General features: G+C 49.3%; 14 protein-coding genes. 10 read left to right on the top strand and 4 right to left on the bottom strand.

The window, feature by feature from the left end; genetic code table 11:
* The 3 genes from HUF13_RS07375 (at position 1) to HUF13_RS07365 (ending at position 5006) form a co-directional block, all read left to right on the top strand.
* Positions 1-3027 carry a response regulator gene (locus HUF13_RS07375; RefSeq protein WP_173474526.1) on the top strand — a complete coding sequence of 1009 codons (3027 nt, stop codon included), beginning with the start codon at positions 1-3 and terminating at the stop codon, positions 3025-3027.
* 87 nt (positions 3028-3114) lie between these two features.
* On the top strand, positions 3115-4443 hold the full coding sequence (nhaA, locus tag HUF13_RS07370; RefSeq protein WP_173474525.1) for a Na+/H+ antiporter NhaA: 1329 nt from the start codon (positions 3115-3117) through the stop codon (positions 4441-4443).
* A gap of 203 nt (positions 4444-4646) precedes the next feature.
* Positions 4647-5006 (top strand): GIY-YIG nuclease family protein, encoded by a 360-nt coding sequence (locus HUF13_RS07365; RefSeq protein WP_304038928.1) that lies wholly within the window; start codon positions 4647-4649, stop codon positions 5004-5006.
* Here HUF13_RS07365 and HUF13_RS07360 read toward each other — a convergent pair.
* The 3 genes from HUF13_RS07360 to HUF13_RS07350 form a co-directional block, all read right to left on the bottom strand.
* Positions 4999-5769 (bottom strand): sulfite exporter TauE/SafE family protein, encoded by a 771-nt coding sequence (locus HUF13_RS07360; protein WP_173474523.1) that lies wholly within the window; start codon positions 5767-5769, stop codon positions 4999-5001. The genes HUF13_RS07365 and HUF13_RS07360 overlap by 8 nt on opposite strands.
* Positions 5766-7034: a hypothetical protein gene (locus tag HUF13_RS07355; protein WP_173474522.1), complete on the bottom strand. Its 1269-nt coding sequence runs from the start codon at positions 7032-7034 to the stop codon at positions 5766-5768. Before HUF13_RS07355 ends, HUF13_RS07360 begins: the two co-directional genes overlap by 4 nt.
* Before the next feature lie 102 nt (positions 7035-7136).
* Positions 7137-7883: an acyl-[acyl-carrier-protein] thioesterase gene (locus tag HUF13_RS07350; protein WP_173474521.1), complete on the bottom strand. Its 747-nt coding sequence runs from the start codon at positions 7881-7883 to the stop codon at positions 7137-7139.
* An 89-nt stretch (positions 7884-7972) separates the two neighbouring features.
* On the opposite strand from HUF13_RS07350, the gene aroA reads away from it, so the two are divergent.
* Genes aroA through dacB form a run of 3 tightly spaced genes read left to right on the top strand, consistent with a single transcriptional unit; the run spans position 7973 to position 13037 of the window.
* Positions 7973-9280 carry a 3-phosphoshikimate 1-carboxyvinyltransferase gene (gene aroA / locus HUF13_RS07345; RefSeq protein WP_173474520.1) on the top strand — a complete coding sequence of 436 codons (1308 nt, stop codon included), beginning with the start codon at positions 7973-7975 and terminating at the stop codon, positions 9278-9280.
* Entirely contained in the window at positions 9277-10896 is a 1620-nt protein-coding gene (locus tag HUF13_RS07340; RefSeq protein ID WP_173474519.1) for an extracellular solute-binding protein, read from the top strand. The genes aroA and HUF13_RS07340 overlap by 4 nt, the downstream gene beginning before the upstream one ends.
* The gene (dacB, locus tag HUF13_RS07335; protein ID WP_173474518.1) at positions 10896-13037 is read left to right on the top strand and encodes a D-alanyl-D-alanine carboxypeptidase/D-alanyl-D-alanine-endopeptidase; all 2142 of its coding nucleotides are present in this window, start codon (positions 10896-10898) and stop codon (positions 13035-13037) included. The genes HUF13_RS07340 and dacB overlap by 1 nt, the downstream gene beginning before the upstream one ends.
* A gap of 75 nt (positions 13038-13112) precedes the next feature.
* Here the strand turns inward: dacB and HUF13_RS07330 are convergent, their stop codons facing one another.
* Entirely contained in the window at positions 13113-13580 is a 468-nt protein-coding gene (locus tag HUF13_RS07330) for a hypothetical protein (RefSeq protein WP_173474517.1), read from the bottom strand.
* Between the two features lie 178 nt (positions 13581-13758).
* Between HUF13_RS07330 and HUF13_RS07325 the strand changes: the two genes are divergently transcribed.
* The 4 genes from HUF13_RS07325 to HUF13_RS07310 are packed head-to-tail and all read left to right on the top strand — an operon-like array spanning position 13759 to position 18490.
* Positions 13759-15042, top strand: a complete 1284-nt coding sequence (locus HUF13_RS07325; protein WP_173388700.1) for an adenylosuccinate synthase — start codon at positions 13759-13761, stop codon at positions 15040-15042.
* A gap of 22 nt (positions 15043-15064) precedes the next feature.
* On the top strand, positions 15065-15775 hold the full coding sequence (locus tag HUF13_RS07320) for a Crp/Fnr family transcriptional regulator (RefSeq protein WP_173474516.1): 711 nt from the start codon (positions 15065-15067) through the stop codon (positions 15773-15775).
* A 16-nt stretch (positions 15776-15791) separates the two neighbouring features.
* A complete protein-coding gene (locus HUF13_RS07315) occupies positions 15792-16553 on the top strand; it encodes a PASTA domain-containing protein (protein ID WP_173474515.1) in 762 nt (253 codons plus the stop codon).
* Positions 16554-16573: 20 nt separating this feature from the next.
* Entirely contained in the window at positions 16574-18490 is a 1917-nt protein-coding gene (locus tag HUF13_RS07310; protein ID WP_173474514.1) for a hypothetical protein, read from the top strand.
* The last annotated feature ends 1 nt before the right edge of the window (position 18491 follow it).

Below are 18491 nucleotides of genomic sequence, written 5' to 3'. Positions count from 1 at the left end.
ATGAAGAATATTGATGGCGTCCATAGTGAAAAAATGATGCACCGGGATCATGTTATTTTTGCCGTGATTCTTGTGGCTTTGAATGCTTTGGTGTTCATGTTTGTTTGCCAGAAAATTCTGAAAATCGTTGAGGACGGCTGCTATAACAGGCTTCGTGAATATGCCGAAACTGCATCGAATGATTTCATAATGAGCAATCTGCACTATGGTGGAACGCTACAGTTTGTGGCCGATGCCTTGGGGGATCGCAACGATTATTCGGTCGATAGTTTGCTTCCGAAGTTGAATGAATTGCAACCGTTCTTGCGTGACAAAAAAATCAATATCCTTTTGCCTGGCGATACGGCGATTTTATCGGATGGCTCCTTGATGAATGCTTCGATGATGGGGATATCGTTTAATGAAGAAGCGACACCCAATGCGCATGTCGTTGTACGCCTTGAAAGCGATAAACTCGAAGAAAAATTGCTGTACCATTTTGTCCCCATCAAGAGTCGCGACAAGGTCGTTGCCATTGCGTACTGGAATTTTAGTTTGGGGCTAATTCATCAATACATGCGTAGTGATAAACAGAACGACCGCAAAATGTATGTCTATGTTGTCAATCGCGATGATGGTCGCCTTATTGCCGATTCAAAGCATGACTCGTTGAAGGGTATTCGTGATTATATAAATGAATTGGATAACGAGAAAGGCTTATTCTCTGTGTTGGTGGATAGCTTGCTTGCTGGCGCTACGGGTAAAGCTTGCGTTGAAAACTATTGGGAAGAATCGAACTGTTTCTATTATAAGCCGTTGCCGGTAAATCACTGGAGTATTGCAATTTCGTCGCCAGAAAAGGTGGCTTTTGCGGCAATCCATAAAGTCCGCTTTATCTTGCTTTGCTTAGGCATTGTTGTAATTGTCTTCTTTGTTGCTTATTTTATGTTGCTCCGTCGAGTCGCCATCCGCCGTTTTGCAAGTGAATTGGATCAGTTTAAACAAGATGATGTGGGAAAGGTCCGTTACATGCAAATGAAACTTCTAGGCCTTTTGTCCAAGAACTTTATCCATATTTATTATGTGAATCCCGAGTCCGGTTCGTATGTGGTTTACCCGAGTTCCATGAACGATTTGTACAAGGAAATTCTCAGCCGTTTTGATTGCAATGTCTCTTTGTACGACATCATGAACAACGATGAGCTTACCAAGATCCATAAGGATGATTTGGAACTTTGCCATAGCGTGTTCAATAAGGAATCCTTCCTTGAAATGATGAACCAGTATGAATCACGAAAGGTTGTGGACATGCGTTGGTTTATCAATGGCAACTGGGTCTGGTTGCGCCACACGTTGATTGGTTTTGCCGATGGCAAGGGTGAAGGCTATGTGCTCATTGGTGTCGAAGATGTGAACGACGAAAAGGTGGCTCTCGAAGCCGAGCGCGAAAGGCTTTCTGTGATTAAAGGCCTCTCGGAAGATTTCTCGCTGGTGAGCTTCATTAACCCGTCCACTCGCGAAGACCATCTTTATTATGTGAAAAAGAATAATTGGGCCGATAACCCGAACTGGAGAAAGGTCGGGAATTTTGAAGATCGCCTGACGTTGATCGCGAATACGCTTGTCCACCCGGACGACCGCAAGATGTTTATGGACATGACGTCTCGCGATGTGGTGATGGAAAAACTTGTTGCAAAGAGCGCGTATTATGTCAACTTCCGAATGATTATTAATGGCGCCGTAGAATATTGGCAGTTGAAGTTTGTGATGGCAGGCAAGGCGCCTGATGCTCAGGAACAGATTGTGGCTGGCTTTATCAGCGTCGATGAAGCGACCCGCTTGCAGCTTGAACAAAAGGAACAGCTCGAAACGCAGGCCGAAGCCTTGAAACAGGCGCTCTCGGCGGCGCAGGCGGCAAACAGTGCTAAAAAGGAATTCCTCAATAGCATAAGCCATGAAATCCGTACGCCGCTCAATGCCGTTATTGGCCTTACGTCAATCGCGTCGTCGCATTTGGATGACCGTGACCGTATTAAGGATTGCCTTTTCAAGATTGACCAAAGTTCTGACCGCTTGCTTGCGATTATCAATGATATTCTTGATATGAGCCGCATTGAATCGGGCAAGTTCGACCTCAACGAAACGCCGACGCATTTGTTCGAAGTTGTTCATGAAGTGGAACGCGATATCCGCAATGATTTGCAAGTGAAGGATTTGAAGTTCGAACTCGACTGTGTCGATATCAACGATGATGAAGTGGTTTGCGATAAGAACCGCTTGCGTCAGGTCTTGCTGAAGGTTCTTTCGAACTCGATCAAGTTTACGAGGGAAGGTGGTTCTATTTCGATGAGCGTCAAGGAAACGCCGCTTTCGAAGTCGAGCTATGCCGCTTATGAATTCCGTATCAAGGATAACGGTATCGGCATGAGCGAGGAATTCCTCAAGAAGGTTTATGAGCCGTTTACGAGAGAGCTCTCTGCATCGAGAGAGACTCGTGGTATGGGGCTTGGACTTGCGATTACGAAAAACTCTGTCGAGATGATGGGCGGTCAGATTGAAATCGCGAGCCGCTTGCATGTGGGTACCGAAGTCGTCATGACGTTCGAATTCAAGCTGGTGCAATCGAAAAAGCGCGAAGATGGTGTGGAGAAAACAGAAAAATCGGGCTTTGCCGGCAAGAAGATCCTCTTGGTCGAGGATAACATCCTCAACCGCGAAATCACGATGGAAATTCTCCAGGATAATGGCTTTATTGTGACTGCCGTCGAAGACGGCGATATTGCCGTGAAAATGCTTTCGAAGGCGACTTCGAGACCGTTTGATGTGGTTTTGATGGACGTTCGTATGCCAGTGATGGATGGTTACGAGGCTACAAAACGCATCCGCGCACTTGACAACAAGGATGTTGCCGAAATTCCGATTATCGCTATGACGGCAAATGCCTTTGACGAAGACCGCCAGGCTTCTTTCGAAGTGGGTATGAACGAGCATATCGCAAAACCGGTGAGCATTGAAAAGCTAAAAGATGTCTTGGCGATGTTCTTGTAGCGGATTTGTAGTATTATTCCTATTTATCTGTTACAAAGGCTGTAAAGCTCCAAAAAAGTTTTAAAAGTTATCTATATTGAAAAACATATGTCAGCACGAGTAACAAGCAGCGATAAAATTGAAGATATGTTTCCGGAAACCCCGGTACGTAAGATTATCACCCCGATTGAACGCCTGATGAAGGTGGAGACGACGGGCGGCATAGTGCTTATCATTATGACGCTTGCGGCTCTCATCTGGGCGAACCTCTCTCCAGAATCGTATGAGCACTTTTGGCATTTGCCATTTGTGGTCACGATTGGCAGCTGGGTGGGCACGGGCGATTTGCATTGGTTCATCAATGATGCGCTGATGACGATATTCTTCTTCAACATCGGGCTCGAAGTCAAAGGCGAAATGACCTATGGCGAACTCCACGACCCGAAGGCGGCGAGCCTCCCGATTATTGCGGCGGCTGGCGGTATGCTTTTCCCGGCGCTCATTTACTTGGCGCTTTGCCCTCCGGGAACGTCACATGGTTGGGGAATCCCCACGGCGACAGATATCGCGTTTGTGGTCGGCTGTATGGCGATTTTGGGCAAGAAGGTGCCCCATGCGCTCCGCGTGATGATTTTGACCTTGGCGATTGCGGACGATATCGGTGCGATTCTCGTGATTGCAATTGGTTACCCGAGCGGCGATGGCATCAATTTCGCGGCTCTTGGAATTGCGTTTGCGCTCCTTGCTTTGATCAATGTGTTCTTCCGTATTGGTGTACGTAACTTGCTTTTGCATGGTGTGTTGGGCGTTGCTATTTGGGCGTTCTTTGTCAAGTCGGGTGTACATCCGACAATTGCGGGCGTTCTCCTTGGACTCTCGGTTCCGGCAAAACCTGTTGTTGCAAGAGGTATGGTGGCAAACTTTGCTAACAGCGTGGGCAGCGTGCTTTCTGGTGATACCAAGGTCTCTGGCGAAGAAAAGTACCGCGTGTTCAACATGCTCCAGCGTGGTGCCCGTGAAAGTGTTTCGTTGCAGGAACGCTTGTACAAGCCGCTTGTGCCGTGGGTGAATTTTGCTATCATGCCTATCTTTGCGCTCTCGAATGCCGGCGTAGAAATTAAGCTCGGCGGTCTGGATGTCCCGGTGCTTGGCGCCGTAGCACTAGCCCTCATTTTCGGTAAGCCGATCGGTATATTCCTCTTTAGCCTCTTGTCGGTGAAGATTGGCGTATCCAAGAAGCCGAGCTACTCCTGGAAGGTCCTTTGGGGTGGCGGCATGCTTGCCGGTATCGGGTTTACCATGGCTCTCTTTGTGGCTGGCCTTGCCTTTGAAGACGGTGCGAACAAGGATTCCGCAAAGCTTGGTATTCTCCTTGGAAGCTTTAGCGCCGCAATCCTTGGCACAATCTACATGAGTATCGTGTCTAAGAAAGAATAGTTGGCATTGGGGTGTGAGGTCGGTGCGTTGCACCTTTGAGGTCGCTTCGCTTTGAGGTTATGTTGACGTTCCGAACGGGGTGAAGTGTTTGGTTTGTTTTAAATATTTCTATTATGAAATGCTGAGAGGCACTTTAGTGCCGAGCTCATAGCCCAAAGGCTCGAAGAGCCGCCCCCATACCTCATATGTCGCATTTCGTCTACATGCTCCGTTGCAAGGGTAATCGCATTTACACGGGCTACGCCGTGGATGTGCAGGCTCGCTACGAGGAACATTGCAATGGGCGAGGAGCAAAGTTCACGAAGGCTTTTCCGCCAGAAGGCGTGTTGCGCACGTTCGAACTAGAAACCCGCGAAGAAGCGCTCCGCCTAGAAGCTCGCATCAAAAAACTGAAACGCCCGCAAAAAGAACTGCTCGCCGCAGGCGACTCTGAACTGGAATTGGGATTGCGCGCAGGCCTCGGTGAACCTTTGAAACCGCGCAAAAAGCGGCGCAAGAAACGTGCTGTGAAGCGTGTGGAAAGTGGTTCGAAATGTGAGGCGAACGGCGCAGAATCTACTTGACGATCAAATCCACGACAAGCGCAATCGCCATACCGATGCTGCAAACGCTGATGAATCGCTGGATGAACTTGTTGCCTTTCTTGCGCTGCGTAAAACTGCCGAGGTAGCCGCCGAACCATGCGCCTGCGGCCATGACTATCGCGATAGGCCAGTCGATTTTTCCGGCAATGCCGAGTGCGACGGTACTTACAATCAAGAACACGTTTGTGAGTGCGTTCTTGATGGCGTTCACGTGAATTGGGTCAAGTCCGGTGTATCGCGTGAGTCCAAATATTTGTACGAACCCAACGCCCACTTGCACTATGCAACCATAAATAGCGATTCCGAAAAATCCGAGGGCGCCTTTGAGTGTTAGCTTTTCAGGTGGCGTTGCTGGAGGCTTTCCGAGAATGTCCTTGCGCAAGTTGCTCATGACTACCACAAGGCAAATGACAACTGCGAGAATCGCCTGGAATAGCTTATCCCCAATGCGCACCAAGAAGCAGGCGCCGACGAGCGCTCCAAAGAAAGTCGGCAAAAGCAATTGCAAGAAAATTTTCTTGTTCAAATAGCCATGACGTGCGAGATTAAAAGCACTGCTGAAATTCCCGATGATAAGCCCGATGCGGTTCGTGCCGTTAGCTACCGTTGCCGGGAGCCCGAGAAAAATCATGATGGGGAGGCTGAGCGTGGAGCCGCCTCCGGCAATGCTATTGATGAGGCTTACGATGGCGCCCAAAATGAAGAATGCCGGGTACTGGGCGTAATTCCACCAGTCTGTCACTTGGCGAGTTCCTTTTCAATAAATTTTCTGTTGCTTTCGACTTTTTCGCGCTGCGTTGTTTCAGGGAATTCCGCGAGGCACTTGTCCAAAGGCGCGATGGCATCGTTCAGCAATTTCTTTTTCTTCGCTTCGTCCGTTTGCTTTAACGACTTTGCAAAAATTTGCGATGTCGTTTTGCGCTGCTTGTTGCAGTATGCGTCTGCGAGGACTATGTATTTTTCGTTCGCTTCTTTGCGGTACTTGCTTGCTTTGAGCTTGTTCAGCAAGTCCTTTGCCTTTTCGAATTTTTCGTTGGCAATGAGCGTGTCTGTCTGAGCGAGAGCCTTTTCGGGGTCGTTCTTTTCCCACATCTTTGCGGTTTCAGAATCGAGCGATTTTTCAAGTTCATCGACATGCTTCAGGAAATCTTGCACATGGAGCGTGTCTTCGAAATCGCGGTAGCGGATGCGGAATGTCTCGGTCTGCTTGCGGGCTTCGGCGAATTGAGCCTTCTCGTCGGCAAGAACCTTGATTTCATTAAATTCTTTTGTTGCCTTCTTTAACGTGTTCGTGTAAGCGATTTTCTTTTGGCCCGCTGCCCAGTTGGCAAGCGAATCGCCCGGAGCGAGTTGTGCAATCAAGCTGTCGGCGGTTTCTGCAACCATGCTGTACGAGGCTTGCACACGATTCATGTTCTGGATTTGGAGGGCCATGGATTCGAATTCTTTTGCTTTCTCTTCGCGGCGCTTGCCGAAGTCATTGCGCAATGTATCCGAGTAGGCTTGCCATTCTTGCCACATGGGAGCCATGGACGAAAAACTGTTTAGAATAACAGAAGCGGAATCGGTTTGTCCTGCCTTGCTGAGTGTATCGGCGTAGTTGAAAACGTAGTTCGCGAGAGCCGGGAAAGCCTTGTACGGGTCCATCGTTGTTTCAAGCGTGCAATGCGAAAAATGCGTCTTGTCGCAAGGCGGCAACATCATCAAGACTGTATCGACTCTGGTTTGTACGAGAACTGTTGGCGTTACATCTGGAGTTTGGTCGGGCGTTGTCAACTTGAATTGATCGAGCAACTGCGTAGCGCTATCACCGGTAACAACCTGCATTTCGGTGTGCGTGCCGGGTTGCGTTTCTACGGCGTGGACCGTATCTTGTCCTAAAATAATCGGAGTTTTTGAAATCGGTGTCGCCTCTGGCGCCGGACATTGACTTGTTCCAATGCATGCCGTGAGCGAAATCGCAGCGGTAAAAGATGCTGCTTGAACGAAAACCGTTAATTTAGACATGGTGCACTCCAGAAAAAATCCGCTATGAAAGATAACAATTTTTTACCGGATGGTTCGATATGGCATTCCCTTCCGACTTTCTGCCGTTTACTTCCGAATAATCTAGTCCGCGAATCCGATTCTCGCCTGAAAATGGCATTGTGTCATGTCGTCGCCGTTCATCCCGAAAATATAGGCGTGATGGTTCGTGTTTTTGAACCTCACGATATTCACTTTTCCGCTCAGCGGAATTTGAGTGATGTAATTTATCTGTATCGAACGGATTCTTCTGCTTCTGAGTTCTTCGGCATCGAGCGAATCTGTTACCCAATCCACGTAGCGGCAATGGTTCACGTGCTTGTTCATGTCCAAGTCGCTGTACTTTGCAATTTCTTGCCCGATAATTTTCGGTTCTAACTGCGGGTCCAAAATGTCCATCATTTCGGGCAATGCGTTTTTGCCCTGAATTAGTGGAATCGGGTACGGCGAATTGGCGGGGTTTTCTGCCTTGCCAGTTTTCATGTTCACCAAGAGCCACGAAGATGTTGCCTGCGCGATGGAGTGCCCTTGTGCATCGAGGATGGAATAATCCTTAAGGCAGACTTTGTCCTTAATGATGTCCTTGGCCCATGTCGAAACAGAGAGTCTTTCGCCCCAGACCGGGTGGTGCAACAAGCGGATTTTCATGCGCGTAATGACTGTGGTATAGCCAGCCTTCATCATTTTCCAAATGCCAAAACCGTTCTGTTCGGCATCGGCAATCGCAGTTTCTTCCATGAACAGGAAGAGATTTGAAAGTTTGAGTCGGCTGTGGTGGTCGCAGTCCGAGAAACGTACTTCAAAATTTTTGGTTGTGACTTCCGGTTCCATGTTGTTCCTCACGTGTTTGTTTAATTTTAGCTCTGCTTTTTGAGCGCCCGAAAAGACAGCCCATGATAAAAATGTATAATTTTTCTTGTATGAACGATTTCCAATTTCGCCCGAGTTTTATTCAGCTTCCTGCTTATCATTCTTTTGAAGGTTCTCTTTGCCTGCCGGGGTCCAAGAGCATTACGAATCGCGTGTTCTTGATTTCTGCGCTTGCCGAGGGGACTACGCATTTGAAAAATTTGCTCAAGAGTGATGATACCCGCTATATGGGCGAGGCTTTGAAGCGTTTGGGCGTGAAGATTGATTTCGCGGATGATTTTACCGATGCTGTTGTCGAAGGGCATGGTGGCCCGTTTGATGGCCCGAGTCCTGCCATTGAACTTTTCCTCGGGAACGCCGGTACGGCTATGCGCTCGTTGACGGCAGCGCTTTCGCTCGGTTGGGGCAAGTTCATTTTGCGCGGCGAAGAACGCATGAGTGAACGCCCGATTCGCGACCTTGTGGATGCGCTCCGCACGTTGGATGCCGATATCAAGTATTTGGAGTCCGAAGGTTATCCGCCGGTTCGCATTAAGGCCGATGGCCTCAAGGGCGGCGATGTGAGTGTCCGCGGGAACATTTCGAGCCAGTATCTCACGGCGCTTTTGATTTGCGCACCGTATTGCAAGAGCCCGCTTCACATTCATGTAGAAGGCGAACTTATTTCGGCTCCGTACATCGAACTGACGATGGATGTGATGAAGCGCTTTGGCGTGGAAGTGCGCCATGATGGGCTCACGGACTTTTACGTTCCGCAGGGTTCCTACAAGTCTCCTGGCGAGTTCTTTGTCGAAGGCGATGCCAGTTCTGCGAGCTATCCGCTTGCGGCTGCTGCGATTGCAAAGGGCAAGGTGCGCGTGCTCGGCGTGGGTAGCCAGAGCCATCAAGGCGATGTCGGCTTTGCAAAAGTTCTCGAAAAGATGGGCGCAAAGATTGAAATTGGTCCGGACTGGATTGAATGCGATGGTCGCGGTTGTGAACTCAAGGGCCTCGACATGAACTTGAATGACATTCCGGATGCGGCCATGACGGTTTCCGTGCTTGCGCTTTTTGCGAAGGGCACGACTACGATTCGTGGCATTGGCAGCTGGCGCGTGAAAGAGACCGACCGCATTGCCGCAATTTCTGCGGAACTCCAGAAGGTGGGCGCCCGCGTGGTGGCCGATATGGATACCATTACGATTGAACCGCCAGAACAGTTGCAGCCGGCAACGATTGAAACCTACAACGACCACCGCATGGCCATGTGCTTTAGCCTTGTCTCGCTCGGTGGTGTGCCCATGAAGATTCTCGACCCCGCTTGTGTGAACAAGACTTATCCCCATTTCTTTGAAGACTTTGGAAGACTCGCTCAATGATTAGAATTGCGAAGAAGATTGTTGGACTTGCTGGCTTGGCCCGATTTGCGCTATGCGTGAGCGTTATGCTGGGTGCGCTTGCTGTTCCTACTGTGGCAAGAGTTGCAACTGCGGACACGGTTTCGCTTTGGGTCATGGACAATGGCATTGGCTCGAAAAACGCTCTACATAGGCTTGTCAAAAAATTCTATCGCGAGACCGGTATTCCGGTAAAGCTTACGGTGCTTCCGTGGAACGAGGCTTTCTATAGAATAACGGGGACATTTGCGGATTCGATTGCAGTCGCGCCCGATGTGATTCAGCTTGGTTCGACTTGGGTTCCGCACTTCGCATCGCTTGGCTACATTCGTCCTATTGATTACTTGATGTCGGAAATTGATTCGGCTCGCTTTTTGGGCGAAGGGCTTCGCAGTTCGCATATTTCTGGGCGTCCCGAGACGTATTCGGTACCGTGGTTCATCGACGTTCGCGGATTCTTTGTGAACGAACGCATCTGGCAGCAACTTGGATTTGATGATTCGGATTTTGAATCGTACTCGCATGTGTTGGGCGTCTTGAAAACTATTGCAAATAGCGATTTGACCACTGCGGAGGGCGTCAAGATAACGCCTTTTGCGCTCCCGGGCAAGGATGACTGGGCTGGGCAACAGTGCATGGCGCCGTTTGTCTGGAGCCATGGCGGCGACTTTGTGGTGCCGTCGGGAAAGGGCTACCGCAGTGCGCTTTTGGATTCGAATACGCTGGTCGGGCTTGCTCTTTATGCAAAGATTATGGGCGATGCGCAAATGGCACCCCATAGCGTGTATGAAAACTCTGCGGATAATGCCGATGGCTTTGTGCGCTCGGAACGCGTCATTCATTACGGAACATCGGAACTGATTAAGCAATTGGATTATCCGGTAGAAGCCGGAGGCCTTGCTAATTCGGCGATTGCAAAAGATGGCATTAAGGTTTTGAACTTGCCTTCTGGCCCGAACGGAAAGTTCTCGTTCATGGGCGGGAGCCATTTGGCGCTAGGCAACAAACGGAAATCGTCTAAAAGTGCACTTGCAGAGCATCTGCTGGCCTACATGCTCCGAGCAGACAACATTGATGCGTTCTCGCGCCAAGTTGGATTCTTGCCTGCGGATAGGAGCATTCTCCATATTTGGAATCGCGATTTGCGTTATTCCAAGCTTGTTGCCGAACTGGAGCATTGCCGCAGTTTCCCGAATATTCCGGAGTGGGGCGAAGTCGAAAAAATCTTGATTGATCTTTCGAACAACATGGGCACCTTGTTTGCAAATACGAAGAACAAGAAAAAACGCAGCGCCGCCTTAGCAAAGCTTGTCTATGACGCGAATACGAAAATCAATGAGGTCCTTGCCCATTCCGATAGCTTGAACTATGCCGAAACGCTTCATTGGATCCAACATATCTTCTTGAATGAATATAAGGAAACTTATCCTAAAAATGCAACGAATATTATAGGCCGAAATGAAATGCCGACCGCCGATGAAATTAAATACAAGGTTGTTTCGTCAAGATTCTTGCTAGCTTCTCTTGGTGCGGGATTCTTAGTACTTGGTGTTATTGTCGTTTTCGTCGTAAGACGAAGGAAGAAGAAATCTCGCTGATGAATAAGTTGTTTAAAATAGCCTCTAGGTTGCTACCGTTCCTTGTAGCACCGCTGTTTGCGCATGTTAATCTGGCTCCGTACAAAAGCTATGTGGATTCGCTTCTTCCGGGGACGACCTTTGGCATGTCGCTTCGTTCCGTGAAAATGGGCAAGGAAATCGGGAACATTAATGGCGATGAAATGTTTACGCCGGCAAGTACGCTCAAGACGTTGACAACCGCTGCCGCAATCCACTTTTTGCCGCTCAATTATGAACCGAAAACAGAAATAACGGTATTTGGAGACATTAGAAAGCGTACGCTTATTGGCTCTCTCAAAATTCGCGGCGAGGGCGATCCGAATATTTCTGCAAGATATTACGATGATCCGTTTTACATGCTGAACACCATGGTGGATTCTATTCATGCTTTGGATGTGGACACCATTATTGGGCAAATTGATTTGGACACTAGTTATTACACGGGACCATGGAAAGCCGAAAACTGGCGCCGCAATTTTTACGATTCCTGGTATGGCGCCGAAATTGGCCCGCTGGGGTTCAATGACAACTGCGTGACGATTCGTTTTTGGCCGGGCTATTTCAGTGGCGATTCGGCAGTGGTTTCTATTCAGCCGGATGTGGGGTATGTCAAGGTTGTAAACAACTTAAAGACCGTTAAAGGCCGAAAGAAAAAATGGGTGTACGGGATTGACCCTGATAAGTCCATAATTACGCTCGGAGGAACCATCGGCGAAGATGTTGATTCGGCTAGTTTGGTGCTTCCGATTCGCAATCCGATCGGTTATTTTAGGGCTGCATTTATGCATGCGCTCAAGAATCGCGGTATCGTTTTCAAGGAACGTAAATCGATTTCAAGTACGGAATTGAAAAAGTTTTCGTTCTCGTCGGCGCCTCTGTTGAGTATTCTCGACGAAATCAATCAGCGTAGCCAGAATTTCCATGCCGAAACGTTGCTCAGGAATCTTGGCGCGCAAGTCTCTGGTGTGGGAAGTGTTGAAGGAGGCCGTAAGGCCGAACGCAAGTTCCTTTTGGAAATGGATCTCAACCCGACTGATTTCGATGTCTGGGATGGAAGTGGCCTTTCGCCTGAAAACAAGGTGAAACCTTCTGCTGTTTCGAAGATGCTTGCGAAAATGGCCCGCCATCCAAAAAGCGAATATTACATCAACAGTTTTGCAAGCCCAGGTGTAGGCTCGGGCGCCAAGCGCATGCTGAATCTTGAAGCCCCGTGGCTCACTCGGTTCAAGACAGGCTATATCGCCGAAGTCCATGCCTTGGTGGGCTATATCTACACGGTGGATGGCGATACGCTTACGGCTGCCATGTATTTGAATGGAACCAACACCAATCCAGATTGCAAGAGCAAGGATGTTCTTGACACGCTTTGGATGAGGCTTATCAGTTATACGAACAACGATTACAAATCGCTTCTGCAAATGAAAACGCTTTGGCTTGATGCCCAAGGCGTTAGCGGTCTCAACAAGCGTTTGGATTATTTCTCGAAGCGCTTGATTGGAACACCTTACAAGTTGGGCCCGATGGGCGAAGGACATTTGGATACGGTTGACGATAAGCCGTTAGTTTATCTTGACTCTGTCGATTGCGTGACGTACTTGGAACATGTTGTGGCCCTTGCGATGGCCAAAAGCGAAAAGTCTTTGTACAGGCAGCTGCAACGCCTCCGCTACAAAGGGAGCAAGGTAAGCTTTTTGACTCGCAAACATTTCCTGCTCGACGATTGGGTTGGCGAAGGAAAGTATGCCAAGGTTGTTCCGATGGAAGGCGAAGTTTCGGTGACACGCACCATGCCCAAGAAGGAATTTTTCAGGAATCACAATATAACGTACACGGGTAAAGAAACTCCGCTCACGATTCGCTATATGCCATTGGATGAGGCCATTGAAATGGCGAAGAGAACGTATAAAGGCGTGATGAAAGTTCTTGGAATCGGAATTGTTGGAACATCCGATAAAATCGACTTGACTCATACAGGGTTCGTTATCTTTATGCCGGGACAAAAGCCGGTAATGCGCCATGCCTCATCGCAAAGAAGGCAGGTCGTTGAAGTTCCGCTTGCCGAATACTTACAGACCCGCAAAATCCCCGGCGTTACCTTCTTCAAGTTTATACAGCACTAGTTAGTAGACAGTAGGAAGTAGACAGTAGGCAGAGTGCGCTGAGTGTTATTCTGAGCGATGCTGGCTTTCTTTCGTCTACAATATCGAATCTAGCGCAACGATTGCGACGAGGCCGTGGTCGCCTTTTTTGTCTTCTGGCGCGGAGGCTTCTTCGAGGGCGTTGTTTTCGAAAATTGTCCATGCATCCGGTTCCCAGCCGTAGGCGTTTACCGTGAGTTCGTTGCCGATCGCAATTTCTGCGGCTTCGACATCCTCCCACTTGATGCTCCCGGCGGGCGCCTTGTAATAGCGCAACATGCCGATGGCTTCCATCAGTTCGGGGTGATTATCGACGAGTTCGTAAACGCAGTCCTTGTAACTTTTGCCGTTTATGCGGACCACTTGATACGTTCTGTTATTATTAAGAAATTTTCCAAGGTCGCCGAGGTGTATGTCGATCTTTCCTTCGGCGCTAAAAAATGTCTCCAATTCGCGAAAAACATCGGAATTTTCATCGAGAAGTGGTGCGAGTCTTTTGATAAGCGTTTTAATTTTTTCGGACATAATTAAAAAATAAGAAAAAAGCGCCGTTGCTCGTACATTTCGCCATATTTTTTTGTATTTCTATAATGTAGCGCACTTTTTTTCAAAAGAGGACTTACTATCTTTATGGCGAAAAAGGGCTCCAGGGAGGTACCTTGGGGCAACCGTTTCGATGTCAAAGAAATAAAACGAAGGATTTATGGCAAATCGTGTTGTTATCGGCTCCCAGTGGGGCGACGAAGGAAAAGCCAAGGTTGTTGATTTCTTAACGCTCGATGCAGATATTATCGTGCGTTTTCAGGGCGGTGCAAATGCCGGCCATACCGTGGAAGTAGGCGACAAAAAGTTCGTATTCCACTTGATTCCCTCGGGTATTATGCACCCGGACAAGATTTGCGTCATCGGTAACGGCGTCGTGCTCGACCCGATCCAGACATTGAACGAAATTGCAGACCTCCACACGAAGGGCATCAACCCGGAAGGTCGTCTGTTCATCGCTAACAACGCACACGTCGTGCTCCCGTACCACTCCACCTTGGACAAGGCCAAGGAAAAGAAGGCCGGCAAGGCTGCTATCGGTACTACGGGTCGCGGTATCGGTCCGTGCTACAGCGACAAGGTGAACCGCATTGGCGTACGCGTGGGTGACCTCATGGACGAACGCGAACTCCGTCCGCGTGTCGAAGCTATGGCCAAGGTTCACAACGAAGAATTCAAGGTGATGTACGATGTTCCGGAAATTGATCCGGAAGTGGTCATCAAGGACTACCTCGAACTTGGCCAGAAGATCAAGCCGTTCGTTGCCGACGTTAGCGAAATGCTTTACAAGGCCGTGAAGGAAGGCAAGCGCCTCGTGTTCGAAGGTGCTCAGGGCACTATCCTCGACGTGGATCAGGGTACTTACCCGTTCGTGACCTCCAGCAACACGGTTGCCGGTTACGCAAGCTGCGGTGCTGGCATTGGCCCCACGGTCTTGGACCAGGTTGTCGGTGTCGTGAAGGCTTACACCACCCGCGTGGGTAACGGTCCGTTCCCGACGGAACTCCTCGACGAAACTGGCGACAAGCTCCGTACGATTGGTAACGAATTTGGTGCAACGACTGGCCGCAACCGCCGCTGTGGTTGGTTCGACGCTCCGGTGGTCCGCAAGGCAACGGTCGTGAATGGCCTCACTCACCTCGCTATCACCAAGCTCGACGTGCTCGACACGTTCGACACCATCAAGATTTGCACGCACTACATGTGCGATGGCGAAAAGCTCGATCTCATTCCGAACCAGCTTTCCAAGGTCGGACGTTGCACGCCGGTCTACGAAGAAATGCCGGGCTGGAAGGTCGATACGAGCAAGTGCCGCAAGTTCGAAGAACTTCCGGAAAACGCAAAGAAGTACTTGTATCGCATGGCGGAACTCGTGGGCGTGAAGATTGGCATGGTTTCTATCGGTGCCAAGCGCGACCAGAGTATCGTCGTTGATCTTGACTAAAACAAAATAAGGGGAAAATAAAATGGATACAACCGCAGTTGATTTGTTAAAGGGCGTTGAACTCTTTTCGGAGCTCAATGAAGAACAGTTGGGGATGATTGCCAACTTGGTAATTGTCAAAAACTACAATCGCGATGAGACTGTGGTCTTGGAAGGTGACGATTCTGTGCAGGCTTTGTACTTAATCGCCACCGGCTCTGTGCAAGTCTATATGACTGGCATAGACGGTCGCGAAACCATTTTATCTTTCCTTGAACGTGGGGACTTTTTCGGGGAAATGTCGCTCATTGACGGCGAACCCCGGTCTGCCTCCGTCCGTACGGTGACTGACGCGACTTTGCTTGTCATCCACCGTGAGTCATTCCTTAGCCTTATCCGCAGGACTCCTGAAATTGCAATGGCGCTCATGAGTGAACTTTGCAAGCGACTCCGCAAGGCGAATAAGCAGATTGGCTCGCTTTCGACCATGTCTGTGTCTGGCCGTGTGGCAGGAACGCTTCTGAACTTGATGGAAGAACGCGGTGTTCGTATCCATACGGATAACGGAAGCATGGTGACGGTTATCCATAATCGCCCGACCCAGCAGCAACTTGCCGATATGTCGGGTACGACTCGCGAAACTGTGAGCCGCATTTGTTCCTTGCTCGTTCGTGCAAACGCCATCGCGATGACCGGCAAGGATATTGTCATCTTTGATGAAGATGCACTCCAAGAAAAGGCTACTAAGGGCTAAACCTAACTGAACTGTTATGAATAAAATAAAGTCGATTTGGAATAAGATAAGGCATACAGCTTTTTTCAAGGCTCTCGCCATTTGGATTGTTGTTGTGATTGCGCTTGTCTTTATGGTCGATAAGCTTTTGATGCCTGCATTTGCAGGGGCGTTCGCCCGCACAGGTGAAGTTCCGAATTTGGAAGGCCTCTCGGAAAAGGCCGCTGAATCTGCTTTGACCGCAGCAGGTTTCAAGTACGAATGGGTCGAAGAAGGCCGCTACAGCACCCAGGTGCCTGCAGGCATGGTGCTTGTGCAAATGCCTAAAGCAGGCCGCACGGCAAAAATTGGCCGCACGGTAAAGCTCACGAAGAGCCTCGGGCTCCGCAAGGTTGTGATTCCTGATTTGCGCGGTAAGAGCCAAAAGCAGGCCGATATTTCGCTTGCCCGTGCAGGTCTTGTTCAGGGTGAAATTGTGAAGGGCGCCCACCAGAGTATTCCGCGCGGCGTCGTGATTCGTACGATCCCGATTGCAGGCGATACGGTTCGCATTGGCGATACGGTGAAGGTCGTTATTTCTGCCGGCGTTACAACAGGTAGAATTTTGCTCCCCAATTTCGAAGGAACCCTCATGGATGAAGTTTATCCTCAAATGGATAGGCTTGGTTTCAAGGTGGGTTCTATAAAGCGTCAAAAGAGTGAAGATGGCGCACGTCCTGGTTCTGTTATTGAAACGTCTCCGAAATATGGCGACTATCTAAAACCGGGTACGCGTGTGAACTTTATTATTGCTGACTAAGATATTTTCGGGAGTTTTTAATGCGACATGTATTTTTTTCGTGGGTGCTTTCTTTGGGAATGGTGGCTTTGTGTGCCTGTAGTTCTGCTCCTGCAAAAAAGAGTGATGTCGATACGAAAACTTTGACAGCGGCAGATTCCGCCTTGGTAAAAAAGGTTGCCGAGGACATTGTCTCTAAACCGCCCAAAGTCGAGGTGGACCTCGAAGCCGCCCACGAATTTTTCTTCCTCGCAAAAAACATGGAAATGCGCGGTGACCAGCGTCAGGCGGATTTCTTTTGGAAACAGGCTTACAAGGCCGATCCGACGAGCCGTTATTTGGGCTTTGGCGTTGCTGAACGCTTAATTGCTGCGGGTGAAGACTCACTTGCTCTTGTCGAAGCGAAGAAGGCCTCCCAACTCAAGGGTAAACGCACTGCTGCGCAGTATGCGTTGCTTGCGCGCCTTTATGTAAAGGCCGGCGAAGTCGATTCTTGCCGCAAGTATTTTGTGATGGCCCTTGATTCTTCGCGCTATCAGGACATGGCTCTGCTTTACGATTACAGCTTGTTCCTTGAAGCCGTTCGAGACGAAAACGAACTTGTACGCGTTTACGACTTGCTGTTGCCCAAAGTCAATTACATTTCCACTTTGTTCCAGCGCCAGCTTTCGCTCCTTTTGGAATTGGGACGCGATTCTGCGGTTGTGGATTTGTTCGGCAAGGCTCACGAAGCGACCGGCGATAAGCAGTTGCTCTTGCAGAAAGTGCGCGGCCTCATGGCGATGAAGCGCTTTAAGGAAGCCGCAGCCGTTGTGGACACGCTCACGAGCGCAAAACCCGAAGACGAAGAAATGACGATTATGGTGCTTTCTTCGATGCCCGGGGATAGCGCCTATGCGTTTGCAAAAAAGAAGTATTATGAAGATGGCGTGCGTACGCCAGCGGTCTTGTGCTTTATTGGCCAGTACGAATACGATATCGGCATGCGCGACAGCGCTAAAATCCACTTGCTTGCCTCTGTAGGTAAATTGCAGGGCCAGCCGAAGTATGCAAACCGCGCTTATCTTGGACTCGTGAACATTTTTGCGAACGAACAGAATTATGCCGAGGCTATCAAGTACGCCGAAAAGTCTGATTCCGTAAGTAACGGCGATACGCGAATGTTGCTTGCTTCGGTGTACGCTCTTGCCGATAAGTACGAAAAGGCGTTCCCCTTGCTCGATTCGCTCATGAAATTCTGGGAAACGTGGAAACCGCTCCCCGGTATTGCCGATTCTGCGGAGCTTGCGTTTATGAAGAACGAAGCGCATGTCAAGTATTTGCAGATTCTGGACATCTATTCGAGAGCGCTCATCGGTGAAGCCTTGGACCTCGAAAAGGATTTGCGTGCTGATACCGCGAAAAAGGCTCATGCATTTGATAACCGCATCAAAGCAGAGGCTATGCTCGAAAAGTTCTTTGCGAATGATTCCTCGTACAGCCGTGTGCGCCTTTCGATGGCGATGAACTTGGAACGCCTCAAACGCTATGATGAATCGTTCCGTCATTTTGAAATTTTGTTGAAACAGCCAGGTTTCTCTCCGCACGAAATGGCTTCGACATTGAACTATTATGGCTATTCGCTGATTGAACTTAACCGCACTCCTGCCGAAGTCGAGAAGGGCTATAAGCTTGTGCTCGAAGCGCTTGCGCTAGAAAAGGATGGCGAGGGCAAGGACGCCTATTTGGATTCCAAGGCTTGGGGCTTGTATCGCATGGGACGTTTTGACGAAGCTTACCAGGCGATGCAATTGATTGACCACAAGAAGATGAACCGCGACGATGTGTTCTGGGAACATCTGGGCGCCATTCAGGATGCTCTTGGCCTTAAAAAAGAAGCCCGCAAGTCGTACAAAAAACTGCTGAAGTTGAATCCCAAGCACCCCGCTGCGCTGAAGTTCTTTGGCAAAAAGAAGTAGG

The organism is Fibrobacter succinogenes, from assembly GCF_902779965.1.
GTDB lineage: Bacteria > Fibrobacterota > Fibrobacteria > Fibrobacterales > Fibrobacteraceae > Fibrobacter > Fibrobacter succinogenes_F.
The sequence above is the reverse complement of the archived record's forward strand: the minus strand, read 5'-3'. Positions and strand labels throughout refer to the sequence as shown.

What these genes read in the sequence shown, in the direction of transcription:
- HUF13_RS07375 (WP_173474526.1), top strand. Translation starts at nt 1, where the DNA reads ATGAAGAATATTGATGGCGTCCATAGTGAAAAAATGATGCACCGGGAT.
- nhaA (WP_173474525.1), top strand. Translation starts at nt 3,115, where the DNA reads ATGTCAGCACGAGTAACAAGCAGCGATAAAATTGAAGATATGTTTCCG.
- HUF13_RS07365 (WP_304038928.1), top strand. Translation starts at nt 4,647, where the DNA reads ATGCTCCGTTGCAAGGGTAATCGCATTTACACGGGCTACGCCGTGGAT.
- HUF13_RS07355 (WP_173474522.1), bottom strand. Translation starts at nt 7,034, where the DNA reads ATGTCTAAATTAACGGTTTTCGTTCAAGCAGCATCTTTTACCGCTGCG.
- HUF13_RS07350 (WP_173474521.1), bottom strand. Translation starts at nt 7,883, where the DNA reads ATGGAACCGGAAGTCACAACCAAAAATTTTGAAGTACGTTTCTCGGAC.
- aroA (WP_173474520.1), top strand. Translation starts at nt 7,973, where the DNA reads ATGAACGATTTCCAATTTCGCCCGAGTTTTATTCAGCTTCCTGCTTAT.
- HUF13_RS07340 (WP_173474519.1), top strand. Translation starts at nt 9,277, where the DNA reads ATGATTAGAATTGCGAAGAAGATTGTTGGACTTGCTGGCTTGGCCCGA.
- dacB (WP_173474518.1), top strand. Translation starts at nt 10,896, where the DNA reads ATGAATAAGTTGTTTAAAATAGCCTCTAGGTTGCTACCGTTCCTTGTA.
- HUF13_RS07330 (WP_173474517.1), bottom strand. Translation starts at nt 13,580, where the DNA reads ATGTCCGAAAAAATTAAAACGCTTATCAAAAGACTCGCACCACTTCTC.
- HUF13_RS07325 (WP_173388700.1), top strand. Translation starts at nt 13,759, where the DNA reads ATGGCAAATCGTGTTGTTATCGGCTCCCAGTGGGGCGACGAAGGAAAA.
- HUF13_RS07320 (WP_173474516.1), top strand. Translation starts at nt 15,065, where the DNA reads ATGGATACAACCGCAGTTGATTTGTTAAAGGGCGTTGAACTCTTTTCG.
- HUF13_RS07315 (WP_173474515.1), top strand. Translation starts at nt 15,792, where the DNA reads ATGAATAAAATAAAGTCGATTTGGAATAAGATAAGGCATACAGCTTTT.
- HUF13_RS07310 (WP_173474514.1), top strand. Translation starts at nt 16,574, where the DNA reads ATGCGACATGTATTTTTTTCGTGGGTGCTTTCTTTGGGAATGGTGGCT.